The sequence below is a fragment of the Vibrio sp. Vb1018 genome (assembly GCF_033338775.1).
Taxonomy (GTDB): Bacteria; Pseudomonadota; Gammaproteobacteria; order Enterobacterales; family Vibrionaceae; genus Vibrio; species Vibrio alginolyticus.
The window spans coordinates 1-17,249 of the sequence record NZ_JAWOTI010000008.1 but is presented as its reverse complement, the minus strand read 5'-3'; the positions used below and the strand labels follow the sequence as shown (position 1 = coordinate 17,249).

Annotated in this window: 15 protein-coding genes; 4 read left to right on the top strand and 11 right to left on the bottom strand. The window is 44.4% G+C overall.

The window, feature by feature from the left end; all coding sequences use genetic code 11:
- Window positions 1-15 precede the first annotated feature (15 nt).
- Window positions 16-927, top strand: coding sequence for a GlxA family transcriptional regulator (locus R7Z10_RS10375; RefSeq protein ID WP_054577006.1), 912 nt, complete (start codon window positions 16-18; stop codon window positions 925-927).
- A 205-nt stretch (window positions 928-1,132) separates the two neighbouring features.
- Here R7Z10_RS10375 and R7Z10_RS10370 read toward each other — a convergent pair whose 3' ends face one another.
- The 3 genes from R7Z10_RS10370 to R7Z10_RS10360 form a co-directional block, all read right to left on the bottom strand.
- Window positions 1,133-2,182, bottom strand: a complete 1,050-nt coding sequence (locus R7Z10_RS10370; protein WP_054577007.1) for an alcohol dehydrogenase family protein — start codon at window positions 2,180-2,182, stop codon at window positions 1,133-1,135.
- Window positions 2,179-2,700, bottom strand: coding sequence for a TetR/AcrR family transcriptional regulator (locus R7Z10_RS10365; protein ID WP_115386009.1), 522 nt, complete (start codon window positions 2,698-2,700; stop codon window positions 2,179-2,181). The genes R7Z10_RS10370 and R7Z10_RS10365 overlap by 4 nt, the downstream gene beginning before the upstream one ends.
- 143 nt (window positions 2,701-2,843) lie before the next feature.
- A complete protein-coding gene (locus R7Z10_RS10360; RefSeq protein ID WP_017635963.1) occupies window positions 2,844-4,025 on the bottom strand; it encodes an MFS transporter in 1,182 nt (393 codons plus the stop codon).
- Window positions 4,026-4,184: 159 nt separating this feature from the next.
- On the opposite strand from R7Z10_RS10360, the gene R7Z10_RS10355 reads away from it, so the two are divergent.
- Window positions 4,185-5,069 carry a LysR family transcriptional regulator gene (locus R7Z10_RS10355; protein ID WP_005377338.1) on the top strand — a complete coding sequence of 295 codons (885 nt, stop codon included), beginning with the start codon at window positions 4,185-4,187 and terminating at the stop codon, window positions 5,067-5,069.
- 115 nt (window positions 5,070-5,184) lie between these two features.
- Here R7Z10_RS10355 and R7Z10_RS10350 read toward each other — a convergent pair whose 3' ends face one another.
- Both R7Z10_RS10350 and R7Z10_RS10345 read right to left on the bottom strand, forming a co-directional pair.
- Complete coding sequence (locus tag R7Z10_RS10350; RefSeq protein ID WP_047102674.1) at window positions 5,185-6,090, bottom strand: TIGR03571 family LLM class oxidoreductase; 906 nt, start codon at window positions 6,088-6,090, stop codon at window positions 5,185-5,187.
- Between the two features lie 132 nt (window positions 6,091-6,222).
- On the bottom strand, window positions 6,223-7,128 hold the full coding sequence (locus R7Z10_RS10345; protein ID WP_005377343.1) for a LysR family transcriptional regulator: 906 nt from the start codon (window positions 7,126-7,128) through the stop codon (window positions 6,223-6,225).
- Between the two features lie 112 nt (window positions 7,129-7,240).
- Between R7Z10_RS10345 and dkgB the strand changes: the two genes are divergently transcribed.
- On the top strand, window positions 7,241-8,041 hold the full coding sequence (gene dkgB / locus R7Z10_RS10340; RefSeq protein WP_047102673.1) for a 2,5-didehydrogluconate reductase DkgB: 801 nt from the start codon (window positions 7,241-7,243) through the stop codon (window positions 8,039-8,041).
- 198 nt (window positions 8,042-8,239) lie between these two features.
- On the opposite strand, the gene R7Z10_RS10335 is transcribed toward dkgB, so the two are convergent.
- The 6 genes from R7Z10_RS10335 to R7Z10_RS10310 all read right to left on the bottom strand — a co-directional run bounded on the left by R7Z10_RS10335 (window position 8,240) and on the right by R7Z10_RS10310 (window position 14,438).
- A complete protein-coding gene (locus R7Z10_RS10335; RefSeq protein WP_047102672.1) occupies window positions 8,240-8,932 on the bottom strand; it encodes an SDR family oxidoreductase in 693 nt (230 codons plus the stop codon).
- Between the two features lie 106 nt (window positions 8,933-9,038).
- Window positions 9,039-9,737 (bottom strand): IclR family transcriptional regulator, encoded by a 699-nt coding sequence (locus R7Z10_RS10330; protein ID WP_017635969.1) that lies wholly within the window; start codon window positions 9,735-9,737, stop codon window positions 9,039-9,041.
- Window positions 9,738-9,824: 87 nt separating this feature from the next.
- Window positions 9,825-11,795, bottom strand: a complete 1,971-nt coding sequence (locus R7Z10_RS10325; protein WP_318104805.1) for a tetratricopeptide repeat-containing diguanylate cyclase — start codon at window positions 11,793-11,795, stop codon at window positions 9,825-9,827.
- A 186-nt stretch (window positions 11,796-11,981) separates the two neighbouring features.
- A complete protein-coding gene (locus tag R7Z10_RS10320; protein ID WP_005377352.1) occupies window positions 11,982-12,335 on the bottom strand; it encodes a DUF2750 domain-containing protein in 354 nt (117 codons plus the stop codon).
- A gap of 175 nt (window positions 12,336-12,510) precedes the next feature.
- Window positions 12,511-13,125, bottom strand: a complete 615-nt coding sequence (locus R7Z10_RS10315) for an OmpA family protein (protein ID WP_005377354.1) — start codon at window positions 13,123-13,125, stop codon at window positions 12,511-12,513.
- A 2-nt stretch (window positions 13,126-13,127) separates the two neighbouring features.
- Window positions 13,128-14,438, bottom strand: a complete 1,311-nt coding sequence (locus R7Z10_RS10310; protein ID WP_017635971.1) for a TolC family outer membrane protein — start codon at window positions 14,436-14,438, stop codon at window positions 13,128-13,130.
- 400 nt (window positions 14,439-14,838) lie between these two features.
- Here R7Z10_RS10310 and R7Z10_RS10305 point away from each other — a divergent pair.
- On the top strand, window positions 14,839-17,249 hold a 2,411-nt coding region (locus R7Z10_RS10305), incomplete at its 3' end, for a tandem-95 repeat protein (protein WP_318104804.1).

The window sequence follows — 17,249 nt, the reverse complement described above, 5'->3', positions numbered from 1 at the left end:
TGAAGATAATTGAAAATGAAAATAGCACTCGTTAATTACCCAGATAGCTCGCAAGCCTCCGTATATGGTTTAAGCGAACTCTTCGAGATGGCAAACCGTGCGGCGGCTAAATTGGGCGTTGATGTGCACTTTGAAGTAGAGATATTGGCTCACTGGTCAAACACGCACTTCGATGTGAAAACAGCGGTAATGATTCCGCCTAGCGGCACTGGTCAATATTACTTAGAACCAGAGCCAGAGCTACTCGACTGGTTAAATATCCAATATAGTAAAGGTGCGATTTTAGCCTCCGCCTGCGCCGGTACTTTTATTCTTGCTCAAACCCAGTTGTTGACCAATAAGTCTTGTACGACACACTGGGGCTTGGCTCCTTCATTAGCGAGTCAGTTTCCCGATATCCACGTAAGACAAGAAGCCATCCTTATTAACGAAGGAACGATCATTACGGCTGGGGGTATGATGTCATGGGTGGATTTAGGTTTGGAGCTGGTTTCCTTATTTGCGTCACCGGCAGTAATGCGCCTGTTAGGCAAAATGTTGGTTATTGATACTGGTCCGAGAGAGCAACGCTTTTATCAACAGTTTACCCCAAACTTCCAACATGGTGATGAGGTAATTGTTCAACTACAGCACTATATAAACGATCATTATCAAGGAAAACTGAGCAATAAAGAGCTTGCAGAGTTGAGTTGTTTAACAGAAAGGACATTGCAGCGACGCTTTAAAAAGGCGACAGGTTTCAATGTTAACCAATACATACAAAGCTTAAGAGTACAAAAAGCTTGTGATTTACTTGAGTCGACAACCCTAACATTTGACGCAATATCATTTAGAGTGGGTTACCAAGATGTGAGCGCGTTCAGGAAAATATTTAATAGAATCGTAGGGTTAACACCGAAGTCGTTCAGATCTCGGTTCTGTTCATGAACGCCAGAAGTAAGATAATGTTGGTATTAAACATTTATAACTCAGAAGCAAACACCGCATATTTTTACAAGCTGGCTTAGCGTGATGAAAAGGGATAACAAGCTAAGCCAACCGTAGCGATCTTCTAAATATTGAGAACTTTTTAGGATGCTTAAAGGTTTCTCAAATTACAACGACTTGTATAGGCCGCTGTTAATCACAAAAGCTATGTGATTTCCAAAACCAGTTTCCCAGTATGTTGCTTGCGTGAAAATACTTCTTGCGCTTGACCTATCTGGTTCAAGGGAAATGACTCCGCGACTAAGGGACGAATTGCGTTCTGTTCGATATAGCGAACCAAGTTACCGAATACTTCTGGTGCCAAAACGGTACAACCAAATAACGCTAGGTCTTTAAGGTAAAGAGTTCTTACATCCAGCTCGACAATTGGGCCGCCTATGGCGCCGGAAACAGCGTATCTTGATCCTGGTTTTAGTACCTGAAGAAATTGTGGCCACTGCTCTCCTGCGACCAGATCAATCACTACGTCAACGCTGTTTTCTCCGAGAGTCGCCGTCAAATTTGCATCGCGAGGGATAACTTGGTTTGCTCCTAATGCCGTGATCTGTTCTTTCTTTTCTGGGCTGGCGATAGCAATGACGTATGCTCCACGCGCCTTCGCCAGTTGGATTGCGGCAGAGCCAACACCACCGGATGCCCCTGAAATCAGTACGGTATCGCTCGCTGTGACATTAGAGCGGACAAGCATGTTCTCGGCAGTTGAATAAGAACAAGGGAAGGAGGCCAAATCGATATCCGATAAACTACTATTCACAGCATATGCATGTTTACTGTCAACAACAGTGAACTGAGCAAAGCCACCATCACATTCTGAACCGAAGTACCAAGGCGAGCTAAGTGCTTGACTGTGGAAGCGCGTAATACATGGTTCGATAAGCACACGCTGGCCGATTCGTGATGGGCAGATATTCTCACCAACAGCGACGATGGTACCGCATACATCGGCACCTTGGATTCGAGGGAGAGATAGCGCGTCTCCTGACCAACTTGCATCCATGCTATTGGCGTCGTTTTTAGAATACCATGCTGTTCGGGTATTGATGTCGGTGTTATTGACTCCGGCGGCGGCAACTTGGATCAATACATCATCAGGCGAGGGGACTGGCACAGGTAGATCATCGCGGTAACGAAGCATATCTGGCCCACCATGACCGATAAGTTGGACGCCTTTCATGACTTTCGGGATTGTGGTCATTGATTGTTCTCCTTCATTAGTTCTAGCAGAGTGTGTTCAGCGGATGCAAAGGCAGCGTGACCGAGAACCGGCCATGCGTTGGATAGACCTTCATGTAACAAGAAGAGTGTGGTTGCGAGGTCTTCTCGCTGACTTAGTTGGACCATAAGCTGACGAACCGCCAATTTGTGTTGTTTTACTGCTTGATTAATAGATAGATTTTCTGGATAGGCTGCTAATGCATTGATGGACATGCAGCCATTCGGTGCAAACTCCTTCATCCAATCCTCGAGGCGAGTGAATAGGTGTAATACAGCCGGTGTTCCATTGGCAGGGGCGTCTTCGAGCAAAAAACTCAAATACCTTTGATGGCGATGCTCGAGAGCTGCAACAATCATCGCTTCCTTGGAGGGGTAGTATTTGTACAGGGTTCTCAGGCTGACTTCGCAGGCGTCTTTGAGTTGAGGTACGCTCGGCTCGGCGAAGCCATACTGACTGAATGCTTTTTCTAGGCTTGCTGCGATTTTTTCTTTCACTATTTGACATACCAGGTAGAACGTTTGTTTTACCTAAGGGTAGAATAAACTTTCTACCTCAGTCAATGGTGTATTTAAACTCTGTATTGAAAGCCCGACGTAATGCCGGGCTAACTTAAGTGATTTTTATCGATTCGGAACGTGAATCAGTGTGCCGTTGCGTGCTGCTCTCCACGCTTGTCTAGCATTCCGCTGAAACGGGTTAGTAGTAGAGCACCTAATACTACGATCGCGCCAATCCAAGGTGTGTGCATCAGCCCAGCATTGGCCACGATAAGGCCACCGCCCCAAGAACCCAGTGCAATACCTACGTTAAATGCAGCAATGTTGAGACCAGAAGCGACGTCGACTGCATCAGGTGAATATTTCTCTGCTAGTTTGACAACATAAACTTGAAGTCCTGGAACGTTACCAAAGGCAAAGGCACCCCAGACAAGAATGGTCACTACTGCAGAAATTGGATTAAATGCTGTGACACTAAACACGAGCAATACCACAATTAGGCCCGAGAAAATCGCTGTCAGAGCTTTGATTGGCCCCATAGAGTCGGCCATCTTTCCGCCCCAGATGTTGCCGAATGCGACCGATACACCATAAACCAACATAATTAGGCTGATAGCGCTAGAGCCAAACCCCGAAACTTCTTCCAAAATAGGAGCCAAGTAAGTGAAGGCTGTGAACGTACCACCGTAACCGAGCGCGGTGATTGCGTACACCAAAAGTAGACGAGGCTGAGTCAAGACTTTTACTTGCGATGACAGCTTGGTTGCTGGTGGTTGTTTCAGATTACTCGGCACTAGTAGAGCGCTTCCTATCAGTGCGATGATTCCAAGGATCGCGACGATTAGGAAGGTTGCCTGCCAACCAAATGTCTGGCCAATCCAGGTTCCAAGTGGCACGCCCGTCACTAGAGCTACGGTCAGACCGGTAAACATAATAGCAATTGCGCTAGCGGCTTTTTCTTTTGACACTAGGCCAGTGGCGATAGTCGAGCCGATCGAAAAGAACACACCGTGTGCAAGCCCGGTCAGTATCCTTGCTGTAACTAGTGTGTTGTATCCAGGTGCTTGCCAGGCTAACAGATTGCCAAGAACAAACAGTGCCATAACAGAAAGCAGAACGTACTTTCTTTTCCAGTTACCAGTCAGCGCTGTTAAAACGGGAGCACCAACCGCAACACCAAGTGCGTACAGGCTAACTAAAAGACCCGCTGAAGGTAATGATACGTTGAGGTCGGAGGCCATAGTCGGTATCAGACCGACAATTACAAACTCCGTGGTTCCAATAGCAAAGGCGCTAAGCGTCAATGCAAGTAAAGCTAAAGGCATAACAACTCTCTCTTATAATCATTGAATATGAATGGATAAACGAATAGCCCGTTTCCATGTCGTGTATTATTAAAGAGTTATTCGTTGCGAAAAATGGTGTTTATTACAAAATACTTTTGTTATAAATGATGAAAGTGCGCAGTTAAGAAAGGGGATGAAATGTTAACCCGATCAGATGAATTAGAGATTCTTATGGCAGTTGTGGATAGTGGTGGATTTTCTTCCGCTGCTGATGCACTAGGTATTCAAGTCGCTAGGGTATCTCGTGCGGTTAGTAAAGTTGAATCACAGTTGGGGGTAACCTTGCTGAATCGCACGACGCGCAGAGTGGAAGTTACTGAGGAAGGGCATCAGTTTGTTGAAGCGGTTCGCTTAGGTTTACTACAAATACAGCAAGCTGAAGAAGAGATCATCACACGAGGTGAATTACCCAAGGGGCGCTTAAGAGTTGATGCCGCTAGCCCATTTGTTTTACATCAACTCGTGCCGTTAATTCAGCCATTTAAAGAGGCTTATCCTGATATTCAACTCGATCTTACCTCTAATGAGGGTTTTGTGGATCTATTGGAAAAAAGAACCGATGTGGCGATACGTATTGGACGATTATCGGATTCAACACTGCATGCTAAACCTTTAGGAACAAGCCCACTATTTATCGTTGCCACGCCTGGTTATTTATCTAAACGAGGTTTCCCTGAAGCGGTGAGCGATTTGCGCAGTCATAACTTGATCGGTTTTTCTGGCGCTAAAGTGTTAAATCAGTGGCCATTACGAGGGTTTGAGATGATAGAGCCTGATATCCTATCCAGCAGTGGTGAAACGGTTAGACAGTTAGTGCTGGCAGGGAACGGCATTGCATGTTTATCTGGCTTTATGGTGAAAGATGATCTTGATTCTGGACGGTTAGTGGCATTGTTTGAATCGGAAAAAATCACAAATACTGGACGAGAACAGGTCAATGCTGTCTTCTACAAATCTTCTTCAGTCTCTAAACGTATTTCCGCGTTCATCGACTTTATTCAACCAAGACTTACTTTAAAATAACTCTATTATTGTTGTTTTAACAAAAGATTTTTGTCGTTATTGCAGCTTTTGTTTTTCCAAGTGCCAAGCCTAGCGTGCCACCCCTTAGTAAGGTGGCACATATTTTTATTTGATCTTAGTTAAAGCGTGGCAACACGTACTGAGCGATCTGTTCCATTGATTTCTCAATTGGTTGGCTATTACGACGGAAATGCAACCCGATGTGATTGACTCCTGCTTCTTGCATTTTTTCTAGCTCATCGCTCAAGCCATTGACTCCGGCCCGGATACCAAAGTGATGCCGAACGACTGGTGCATTTGGGTTATCGACTAAATCAAGATGAATAAAGCTGGCGTAGGGTTTGTTTCCCGCTACGGAGCGCCAAAGTACAACGCGGTGTTCATGATCATCAGGTGTGCCTGGGTAGGCGAGCCAGCCGTCTAGGTTTTCTCCTATCCATTGTGGACTTTGCTGCGCTAACCCTGCGACATAGATAGGAATATCAGCAAACTCGGGTAATAACTGTAGATCGTTACCCAGCTTATCATTTTGCGTATCTTTCAAAATCTCTACACTTTCTCGAAAAGCCGAGCCACGGCTGTCAAAGTTAGCGTTAAAAACGGGATATTCACTAGGACGGTCTCCACTAGCCACACCGAGTATCAGGCGGTCACCACTTAACTCGTTGATGGTCGCAGCGGCTTTTTTCACTAGCCAAGGTTGTCTTAACGGTAATACTATCGCTGCTGTCCCTAGTAGAATGTTGTCGGTGCACGCAGAGAGATAGCCAAGATAACTGAACGGTTCATAAATTTGTGCCGCGTCTCCAAAGTTAGGGTCGTACAACGGGACATCTCTCACCCACGCTACGTTAAAGCCTAACTTATCGGCTAACATAATACGCTGTTTATGTGCACTCATGTCTGGTACGCCGAACGGTTTTCGTTGGAGCAGGCGTTTTTTCTGGCCTTCTTGGGTCCAGTCATTATCTAGGGGGAGCTCAACCCCGATGGTGAATCTGTTACTTAAATCTTTATGCATTATGAAGCCTGACTATTACTGTGAGTACTAGGAGGCAAGGTGCCTCCCTGATATTCAGGACACTATGAGATTTTTGTTGTGAGAAAAAGCGGCAAAAAGACAAAAGTGTTTTGCCACAAACAGCGGTGGTCTTTAAAGGAACTGGTGGTTCTCTACCTTGATTTCTTGCTTGATGAAGTCAATAAAAGAGCTGATCCGGCGTGAGGTACTGGCATTTTTGTAATACACCGCATGAACGGGCTGTTCGACATTATGCGTGTGTTCACTAAGCACGCCCACTAAGCGACCAGCTTGTCGGTCAGAGTAGGTCATAAAGTCAGACAGGCAAGCTATCCCCGCACCATGTAAGGCTAAACACCTTAGCGTCTCGCCATTATCAGATCTTAGGCTACTCATAATACGCAGAAGTTTGTTCTTATCATCCATGATCGGCCATTCCTTAAGATACTCCGGCTTGTTGAATCCAAGTAGCTTGTGATTGAGTAACTGATCTATTGAGGTTGGAGTACCATGTTGTCTTAAATACTCTGGACTCGCGACGATTCGAATCCGACTTTTACCAAGAAATATCGCGCGCATGGTTGAGTTTTGTAGCTCACCGATACGAAAAGCAATATCGGTTTTTGTTCCCAAAAGGCTAATATTTTCCTCATTGGAATTGAGATCGATTTCGACTTCTGGATACAAGCTCTGATATTTAGCAATGTGCGGCGTTAGTACGTGCAGTAAGAAGGGGGTAGCTGCGTTTATTCGTAGGAGGCCAGAGGGCTTATATTTCTGGCTTTTCAGTTGTGCTTCGGCATTCTCTACTGCTTCTACAATATGTCTGACTTTATCGAGGTATATCGTTCCTTCATTAGTAACATCTAACTTACGGGTTGTGCGATTTAACAAAGTCGTTTCGAGTTTGGCTTCTAGCCGAGATACCGATCGACTCACCGCCGAGACGGTCATCGATAACAGTTCAGCCGCAGAGCTGATTGAACCCGTATCGACCACGGCCATAAAGGTGCGCATTTCATCTAGAGTAGCTTTCATTGTTGAATATATTTCAAATTAGATTTGAGCATTGTTAACTTTACGGAAAGTTTCTTGCGGCGTAAAGTTTTGCTTCGAATCAACTATAAAATCGATAATTCAGGAGATTTAGATGAAAGTACCATCATTTGGCGTCGGCACGTTTCGTTTAGAGGGTGAAGTAGTTAAGGATTCAGTCCGTAATGCGTTAGAAGTGGGTTACCGCGTAATTGATACTGCACAGATTTACGGTAATGAGGCAGAAATCGGTGAAGTATTGACACAGTCCGGTATTGCACGTGATGAGCTATTCATTACGACCAAGATCTGGGTTGATAACATGAACACGGAACAACTCATTCCAAGTCTAAAAGAGAGCTTAGAAAAGCTAAATACAGATTATGTGGATTTGACCTTGATCCACTGGCCTGGCAATAACAATAACTTGAGCGAATACATGGCTTCATTACTTGAAGCTAAATCGCAAGGGTTAACCCGTAATATTGGCGTCTCCAACTTTAATATTGACTTGTTGCAACAAGCGATAGAAGTGGTCGGTAAAGAGAATATTGTTACTAACCAAATCGAGCTTAGCCCTTATTTGCAAAATCGTAAGTTGGTCAGCTTCATGCAGGAAAACGATATTCAGGTAACGTCTTACATGACCTTGGCATATGGGAAAGTACTTGGGGACCCAACTATTGCAGGTATTGCTGAGGACTATCAGGCCACGCCAGCTCAAGTCGCGCTTGCTTGGGCGCTGTCAAAAGGTTACGCGGTGATCCCGTCTTCAACTAAACGAGAGAATTTGGCAAGTAACCTGAAAGCACTTGAACTTAATCTGAGTGAAGAGGCGATTGCTAAGATAGATGCGTTGGAAAGAAATGGCCGCGAAGTAAACCCTGAAGGGCTAGCGCCTGAGTGGGATGATTGAGTGAGTTTCACGGGAAATCATTGCCTAAATGACACCTCTGCAATCGCTGACTTCCTCAGCGTTTGACGGTAGTACAACACCATAGACGATAACGGCTCGCTTGTCTGACGATAGTGCGAGCTTTTATCTTTTTGGCCTATTAGTTTACTGTATTCTCCCGGCCTTCAATTTGGCCGGGAGACGTCATTTAGAGATCAGTTACCATTCGATTGTAGAGCCATCAAATACGCGGAAGCTTCCGGATAGCTCAAGTGTTAGTTGTTCTGCGACCGAAACAATGCCTGCAACACTTTCCTCGGCAGAAAAGGTTGCGTCCTCACCGCCCATATCGGTTTTTACCCAGCCGGGATGAACTGCGACAGTTTTTACTCCTCGCGATTCGAGATTGCGTGCTGCTGATACTAGAACCTGATTAAGCGCTGCTTTAGATGCTCGATAACTGTACATGTTACCTGAACTGTTATCGCTTAAACTCGCAACTCGGGTTGAGATTCCCACGATGGTTTTGTGCTGACTTTTCGCAACGTTGTCTTGTAGTGCTTGAATTAGCAGGGCAGGTGCGACGGTATTTATGTTTAGTACTTCTAGCCATTTTTTCTGGGTCATTTCGCCAAGCGTTGCACACTCTTCGCCTAATACACCTGCATTCAGAATTAAATGATCGAGCGGACGATCCGCTAATCGAGTGGCTAACTGATCGATATCTTGTTGGTTAGTGACGTCTAGAGCCATCAGTTGAAGTTGATTGGGTTGGGTTACTAGTTCATTGAGCTGCTTAGCATTTTCTGGTGAACGACAAGTTGCGATAACTTGCCAACCTTTTCCAAGGTAGTGGCGGACAAATTGCAAGCCTAAGCCACGGTTAGCGCCAGTGATTAATACAGTAGACATCGCTTCTCCTACGTTGTTGAGTTGAACAACGACCATATTAGAGGCGACGTATAAGCATGTAATCAAAACAGTATAAAAATGGCCTAGAATTCGACATTGTCAAATCTTAAAGTTTGAGAAAGATGCTGGCAAAGTGTTTTAGCCTAGTGACCGTCAGTTCGGAGGCAGCACCGCTGACACCTGCAACAGCAACGACCTTACCATCCAAGTAAAGGGGGATCGCTAAGCAATTGAGGTTTGGCTCTGCCTCTTCTAAATCGAGTGCGTAACCTGATAATACAACCTGATTAAGTTCAGTTTCTAACGTGGGGGATATTTGGCTTTCAAGGCGCAATGTTCGGCGAAGCTCATCATCAAAACTAAGAAAAACCTTGCCGATCGCAGATGTTGTGAGTCCTTCTCGTTTCCCTCTCGGGCTACGGATAGTAAGAGGGTTATCCTGCTCTATAGCATCGATATACAAGTACTCTTTAGCGCCACTTTGTACAGCGAGGTAAGCAGTGTTGTTAGTCATTTGGGCCATTTTTTTCAGCAATGGAACAAAGTGTTGTCGGATAGCTTCGTTTTTTTGTTCAATCGGCTTAGACAGTTCATAGCATCTAAACCCTAGGCTGTAGCTATGGTTGTGTTTGGATACATATCCAAGAGAGTGTAGAGTCGCAAGTAACCCGTGAACAGTCGTCTTATTTAACTGGATCGCATTACTGATCGTCTGTAATGATAGGGGAGACTCACTCATCGAGAGCAACTCGAGGATTAGAAAACCTCGCTCTAGAGACTGAATGTTTTTTCTTGCCTTGGGCACAAAGACTCCTTGATGATGGTGTTGCATCTGAATGGCTTACTGATGCTTCCACCTATAACAAACCACTACGCTGGTGGTTTGGTTTTATTAGAGAATATACTCAGCACTTAAACTGATCGGCTCGTTGTATGCGTCCACAAGGGAGTTTTTTCCTTGCTTCTTAGCATTGTATAACGCTTGGTCTAATATCGAATAGAGCTCATCAAAGTTGGTGAGTGGCATTGAGGTTGATAGATAGGCCAGACTCGCAGATATATTCAATTGATGGTTATTAAGCGAATGTACACTCTTTTCTGAAATTGTTTTATGCAGACTTTGTATTCTAAAGGGAACGTCAATCTCATCGACGTTTTTCAATAGCAAGATAAACTCTTCTCCACCTAAACGACCCAAGTAATCTCCCTTATTAAGTTTAGCTTTAAGCGCTTTGCATACCTGTTGTAGTACTATGTCGCCAGTCGGATGACCATACTGATCATTAATCGCCTTAAAGTCATCTAGATCGATTAATGCTAGAACGTAGCGGAAGTCTCCTTCCGCTTTGGAGGTTTGGCTTTTAATCGTCTCTATAATTGCCGCTCTGTTTAATGCACACGTTAAGCTGTCTATTTTGGCTTTTAAGCGTGTTTGTCGCTGAACCATCAATGCCAGAGCGAGGAGAATCAATAAACAGAAAACAACAAAATTATAAGTGCGTTGTTGGTCTGTGAGTTTTTCAAACTGGTACTGACTTAGAAGAGTTTCGTTGTTCAACTGCGCGACTTGTAGATCATATTCATACTCTTTTTTAGTGAGATCTAGTGCCTCTAACGCCTTGATATTACTCGCGTCTCGGTTCGTTAGTTCAATCGTCGAGTAGGCCTTGTGATGCTCCAGTGCCTTTTTGTAATCATTTTGAGCTTGGTATGCTTTTGAGAGGAGTAATTGGGCTTGCGCTTGCAATAAGGGCCTAGCGTTTTTTACCGCTAATCTTAACGCTATTGTACTGTGTTCAATCGATTTTTCGGGTGTATGGTTCTTTAAATATGCCAATCCAGCAGCCAAATGACCCTCTGTTTCAAGGTGCGTATTCTCATAAGTTTGGGCAATGTTTAATGCTCTTCCAATGTAATCTACCGCGGTATCCAATTGCCCAGAATCGGCCAAAGCAGCAGATAACCCTAAATAGGTCAACCCTTGCCCGTATGGATAATGAAGTTGTTCGAGAATCGTCAATGCATTTTTGTAGTGGCTGATGGACTTATCGAGTTCTTTGGATTTTCTGTACATCGCTCCTAGACTATGTTCGACTTGTGCAACTTCAAGAGGTGTCCCTTCATCTTGGCGAACCAGTAGGGCTTGAATGAGATATTGCTCTGATTGTTCAAATTGCCCCAGCTCTGCAAGTAAATTGCCGACGTCATTGTAAATCCCTGAAGGATCGCTTTGCGTCGACATGTTGGCCATCAACTGTCGATACAAACTTAAGGCTTTTTCATAGTCACCGCGGTAATTGTAGTTATTTGCTATTACGCGCAAAGCAAGATCAACAGGGAAGTTTTCTTGATGCTTATGATTTAAGTGGCTCTCTAAGGATGAGCAATAAAAGTTTGCTTTGTGATAACGACCTTGTTGATTCAGCGTATAACAAAGTTGATAGTTCATCAGAGCCTTGCCTTCGGAATCGGATATTTTCTTCATTGTCTGTCGCAAAGAAGAAAAGCTATCTACTGAGGCCTCGTAACTACCATGCTTACGTTCCTTTAAGGCAAGAATATATTCTGATTCTAATTGAGAAAAACGGTTGTCTAAGACTTGACTGCTGCCGTAGTAAGGCTGATTTATGTTTGACATATATTCATAAATCAATCCACTTACGTAGAGCTTTTCGCTGTCCGATTTCGCTGTATGGTAGCGATCTTGAAGCATGCTCAATGCCGACTCAGGGTTGCTTCGTAGTGTGGTTTGGTAGACAGAGTGCCACTGTGTGATATTTTGGTTTGGTTCAATATCTTGAGTGTCGCTTGCATATACTGGAGTGAGCAAAAGTGACGCAAGCAAGGGATAGAGCACGCGCATGTTTAAACGAGCCTTTAATTTAAGGTGCCTTTAAAGTTGAGTTATCATAGCGCTTTTAACGTATCAGCGTTGTGATTAAGTTGGGTGTACTAAGAAAAAGAGTAGTGAAACTATGCACTTGGTCGAGATATTGAAAGAAGAGGCATAAAAAGAAAGACCTCAACATAAAGTTGAGGTCAGAAATCTTTAATCAATGTAAAGCTTTGCTAGATCTTGAGGCTCCATTTCTTTGCCTTCTAACTGATCGTTCCAGTTAGTTCCAACAAGAACACCATCTTCAGCAAGAGTCAAAAGCCAATCTTCAACAAAGATATCTAATGGGATTTCTAGTACAGTAAAATCTGCCCATTCTTCAACATTATGTGCTTCTGCATCTTCTTTAGAAGACCAGAAAGGCATGACTTCGCTGTTTTCGAATTCAGTTGAATCGCAAGATAGCCAACCTTCTTCATTGCGTAAACCCCAAACCAATTGGTTTTCTTTCGTTTCTGCAACAAAAAGGTCAAGGTTCGCTTGGATATCTGATGTAAGTTTGCTCATTTCAAAACTCTCGTTGTTATGACGTGGCTAGAGTAACACTAAAGTGCCGATTCCTAAAGCATAATACGGTTGTCGAAATGAGTAAAAATAAAGGAGCCGAAGCTCCTTTTCTGAGGTTAAGTATTCACTCGTTTTTGTTTGCTTTATGCTCACAGAGCAAACAAAAACAGGTACTTTACCTTTCTGGAAGAGTTGTGAATATTGTCCACTCTCTTTTTATCTCGCCTTTGTAACCAACGACTGATGCGGTTACTCGACGATTTAAAGCATGGCTGACTTCATCGGTCCCTTGTTGTGCTAAGTGAGTGTCACCAAAACCAACAATGCGGACTCTACTCGGTTCGATGTCGTAGCTTAGTAGGGCTTCACGGACATTGCGTGCTCGTCTTTCAGAAAGATCTTGGTTATGCTTTGAACCACCAACTTTACTAGCATAGCCGTGCAGCTCTATCGAAGTAGTAGGGTACTCTTTTAAAAAGTCGGAAAGCTCTCGGACTTGTCTTCTGAAGACTGGATTGATCTCATCAGAGTCGTTAGCAAAAAGTATCCGCACTTGCATGTTATCTGATGCTTTAATGTATTCTCCACAGCCGTCGTTGTCGACCTCTGAGCCTTCAGGTGTACCTGGGCACATATCTCGAGCATTGATGACACCATCGTTATCGTCATCTTGCAAATCTGCTATTTGTTCTGCATTTGGTACAGGGCGATACTCATATTCGTCTTCAGCAACAACGTGTTGAGTGATGGCGAGCATACCCAATGCAAATAGAATCTTCACTGGTTTCATGATCAGTACTCCACCTTTTCATTCCATTCTGTAGGTACATCGACACGCAAGGCATTTAACAATTGGCCAGTCGCGTTCATAACGCGGTACTTGGCGTACTGCTCTGAGTATCGAGCATCCAAGTAGTTCTTTCTCGCTTCGAAAAGTTCGTTTTCAGTATTTAACAAGTCCAGCAGAGTGCGTTTTCCAATGCGATACTGCTTTTCGTAGGCGATGACAGTTTCAGAGGCCGAATCTACGTGATCCGCTAGGAACTCTTTTTGTTGAAGTGTTAAATCTAACGCACTCCAAGATAGACGAAGACCTTCTTCTACTTGGCGGTATGCACGTTCTCTTAGGTCTTTTGCTTTATTTAGTTGGTAGGCAAAACTTTCAGCGTTGGCTACGTCACTACCACCGTTAAAGAGGTTGTAACGCATACGTAACATTGCTGTTGTCTCTTCGCTGCTTCCTTCGATACCGCTTGCATCATCACGCCATGTTTGAGCAGCTTCTACCGATATCGTTGGGTAGTAAGTTCCCTTAGATTGCTTGTATTGGAACTTTGCAGAGTCCACATCAGCTACCGAAATTTTGATTACTGGATGTGACTCGAATGCCAAGTCAATCGCTTCATCGATGGTGTAGGGAATAAAGTTTTGGTCCGCTCTTGGGAAAATCAATCCTTGTGGTGACTGTCCGACAAGGCGTGTAAAGGTGGTGTGGCTGTCATATAAGTTGTTCTGAGCTGCCACCAAGTTACCGTGAGCCTTTGCTAAACGAGCCTCTACCTGGGTTAGGTCTGCTGTAGAACCGATACCTGAGTTAACTCGCTTTTTAATGTCTTCATAGATCTTCTTATGCACTTTCAAGTTATTCTCGGAAAGTGTAAGAATTTCATAAGCTTTTACTGAGTCTAAATAAACTTTCGCGACCTCTAGAGCGGTGTCTTGGGCATCAGCTAGAAGTTGATAACGGACCGATTCAGCATCAGCTGCTGTTCGATCCATATCATTAAGTGTCGCTGAACCATCCCATATTAGCTGGGTTAGTGTCACGGTGGCTTCTTTTCTTGTCAGATCGGTTGAATCTCGCCCTGACTCTGCAGGTTTGATTCCTTCGTAACCGATACCGGCATCTAAGTCTACGGATGGGAGGTAAGCACCACCAGATGCTTCATTCACATACTGCTTGCTAACGAATTCATTGAACGCACTTTTGATGTCAGGATTGGTTTTTAATGTGTTTTCAACCGCTTGCTCTAGCGTTTGCCCAAAAGCATGACTAGCGGTGAACATACCAATACAAAAGGCGTTGGCACGAGTCCACTTCACTGTGATTCTCCTAGATAATGGTAAAAATTCTCGAGGTGATAGGGCTTATAAGTGGAATACTTATAAGGGCGTCAATAATTTAGCGCACAATAACATTAATATGCGATGAAGTAACCTGTTGATTCGCTGTTCATTTGTTTCAATTTTGATAAATCAACCTACTAAATCTGCCTAAAACTTGAATTAAGGTCTCAAATTAAAGATGGAGGTAATGGCTAGAAACGAGTGTCCAGATTTTAATAAAATAAAACACTTATGCATCTGGATTCTCATTGATGTATGACACATAATTACTTTATTGAGCATCAAATTGCTGTTATTGCACTATATATTCGGGCAATATATAGCAAATTAGTATTGTTAGTCAAAAACTTGACAGTTATTTAGGGTTAAGGTTTATATGGATCGTACAGCATTAGTGCCACTCGGTAATCAAGTCGTCGTAATAGGTTTGGATGGGCAGCTGAGAGTCCTTGCAGAAGGACAGCAGCCTCTACCAGGTGAAGTGATAGTGGCAATGACAGATGCTGCGCCTCAAGACCTGAAAATTCAGCTTGCTCAAGAGCAAGGTTTAAAAGATATTTCAGACGATGTAGCACAGATTATTAGTGCTATTGAGCAAGGTCAAGACCCTTCTGCTATTGATGAAGAACTCGCACCTGCAGCGGGTGAAAATAGTGGCTCCAGTTTGCAAAATAGTGCCACGATTGTACGAGATGGTACTGAAGTGCTAGCCTCAACAAACTTTGAAACTATTGGCCTAGAATCCCTCGGCTTATCTGAAACACAAGCGTTGACCTTAAATGACTTCTTCACAACAGGTATCGAGACAAGTGGGGATGGCTCAAGTAAGCCACTTACTAATTCTCCAGTGACATTAAGCGCTGTTGAGGAAGATAGCGATCCAATCACGATAACTACTGAAGAATTACTATCTAATGTCAATATTGATGATGCCGATACTCTTGTCATTACAAACGTCACTATTGAGAGTGGGAATGGCACCTTAATTGATAACAGCGATGGATCTTGGACTTACATTCCAGAGGCTGACGATGACACTGAAGTGTCATTCTCCTATGACATTATTGATAACGATGGCGGTGTTATTAATGGCACTGCTAACTTAGATATTACGCCTGTTAATGACGCGCCAATAGCAACTAATGATGCGATTCAAACTGACGAGGATTCCCAGGTTGTAATTGATGTGCTCGCTAACGACAGTGATATTGAAGGTGATGATTTAATCATTACCTCTGCTTCTGTACCAGAAGAGCAAGGTATCGTTGAGATTATCGATGGTAAGCTTGTTTTCACTCCGGCTGAAAATTTCAACGGTAATGCAACGATTAGCTACACCATCTCAGATGGTGAGTTAGAGGATGAAGCTCAAGTTTCGGTAACAGTAAACTCAGTTAACGATGCGCCTATTGCCTCTAATGATACAACAATTACAGAGGAAGATAGCTCAGTAACGATTGATGTCCTGCCAAACGACACCGATATTGATGGCGATACGCTGTCGATTGAATCGGCGTCCGTACCTGAAGCGCAAGGCACAGTCGAGATTGTTGATGGCAAACTGGTCTTCACACCGGCTGAGAACTTCCATGGCGATGCTGAAATTACTTACACCGTGACCGATGGTGCACTGACCGACCAAGCGACGGTTAACGTCACGGTGAATGCGGTGAACGACGCGCCTGTGGTTGAAAGCAGCATTGCAGACCAAACCTTGGCGGAAGACTTTACGCCATACACCATCAATCTAAATACGGCCTTCAGTGATGTGGATAACGTGGATGGCGAGTTAACGTTTAGCGTCTCTGGCAACAGCAACATTCAAGTGGCGATCGTCAACGGTATTGCTACGTTCACTCCAACCGCAGACTGGAACGGCTCAGAAATCCTAACGTTTACGGCGACCGATCCAAGCGGCGAGAGCGTTAGCCAAACGGTGAACTTCACAGTAGTCCCTGTGGCGGACATCGTGGCAGACAACGCGACGGTCGTGGAAGACACGCCAACCATCATCAAGGTCTTAGATAACGACACGTTCGAAGGCGACGACAAAGTGGTGTCGCTGGATACCAATAACGGTCCAGCCAACGGCACGGTCTCGGTCAACCCGGACGGCAGCGTCACTTATACACCAAACGACAACTTCCACGGGACAGACAGCTTCACTTATATCGTTACCTCCGGTGGGGTATCGGAATTCACCACGGTGAACGTCGATGTGACGCCAGTGAATGACGCGCCAGTGGCAAAAGATGATACCGCTGTCACTGACGAAGACACGCCAGTGACGATTGATGTTCTGCCAAACGATACTGACATCGATGGCGATAAGCTGTCGATTGACTCGGCATCTGTGCCGAGTGAGCAAGGGACAGTCGAGATTGTTGACGGCAAACTGGTGTTCACACCGGCTGAGAACTTCAATGGTGACGCCGAAATCACTTACACCGTGACCGATGGTGCACTGACCGACCAAGCGACGGTCAACGTCACCGTGAATGCGGTGAACGACACGCCTGTGGTTGAAAGCAACATTGCAGACCAAACCTTGGCGGAAGATTTTACGCCATACAGCATCGATCTAAATACCGCTTTCAGTGATGTGGATAATATGGATGGCGAGCTGAGCTTCAGTGTTTCTGGCAACAGCAACATTCAAGTGGCAATCGTCAATGGGATTGCTACGTTCACTCCAACCGCAGACTGGAATGGCTCAGAAACCCTAACCTTTACCGCCACCGATCCAAGCGGTGAAAGCGTTAGCCAAACGGTGAACTTCACAGTGGC

Excerpts from the sequence above, each read along its gene's own strand:
- R7Z10_RS10315 (WP_005377354.1), bottom strand. The coding sequence starts at position 13,125 with ATGAAACCAGTGAAGATTCTATTTGCATTGGGTATGCTCGCCATCACT.
- R7Z10_RS10375 (WP_054577006.1), top strand. The coding sequence starts at position 16 with ATGAAAATAGCACTCGTTAATTACCCAGATAGCTCGCAAGCCTCCGTA.
- R7Z10_RS10325 (WP_318104805.1), bottom strand. The coding sequence starts at position 11,795 with ATGCGCGTGCTCTATCCCTTGCTTGCGTCACTTTTGCTCACTCCAGTA.
- R7Z10_RS10335 (WP_047102672.1), bottom strand. The coding sequence starts at position 8,932 with ATGTCTACTGTATTAATCACTGGCGCTAACCGTGGCTTAGGCTTGCAA.
- R7Z10_RS10320 (WP_005377352.1), bottom strand. The coding sequence starts at position 12,335 with ATGAGCAAACTTACATCAGATATCCAAGCGAACCTTGACCTTTTTGTT.
- R7Z10_RS10345 (WP_005377343.1), bottom strand. The coding sequence starts at position 7,128 with ATGAAAGCTACTCTAGATGAAATGCGCACCTTTATGGCCGTGGTCGAT.
- R7Z10_RS10350 (WP_047102674.1), bottom strand. The coding sequence starts at position 6,090 with ATGCATAAAGATTTAAGTAACAGATTCACCATCGGGGTTGAGCTCCCC.
- R7Z10_RS10355 (WP_005377338.1), top strand. The coding sequence starts at position 4,185 with ATGTTAACCCGATCAGATGAATTAGAGATTCTTATGGCAGTTGTGGAT.
- R7Z10_RS10360 (WP_017635963.1), bottom strand. The coding sequence starts at position 4,025 with ATGCCTTTAGCTTTACTTGCATTGACGCTTAGCGCCTTTGCTATTGGA.
- dkgB (WP_047102673.1), top strand. The coding sequence starts at position 7,241 with ATGAAAGTACCATCATTTGGCGTCGGCACGTTTCGTTTAGAGGGTGAA.
- R7Z10_RS10370 (WP_054577007.1), bottom strand. The coding sequence starts at position 2,182 with ATGACCACAATCCCGAAAGTCATGAAAGGCGTCCAACTTATCGGTCAT.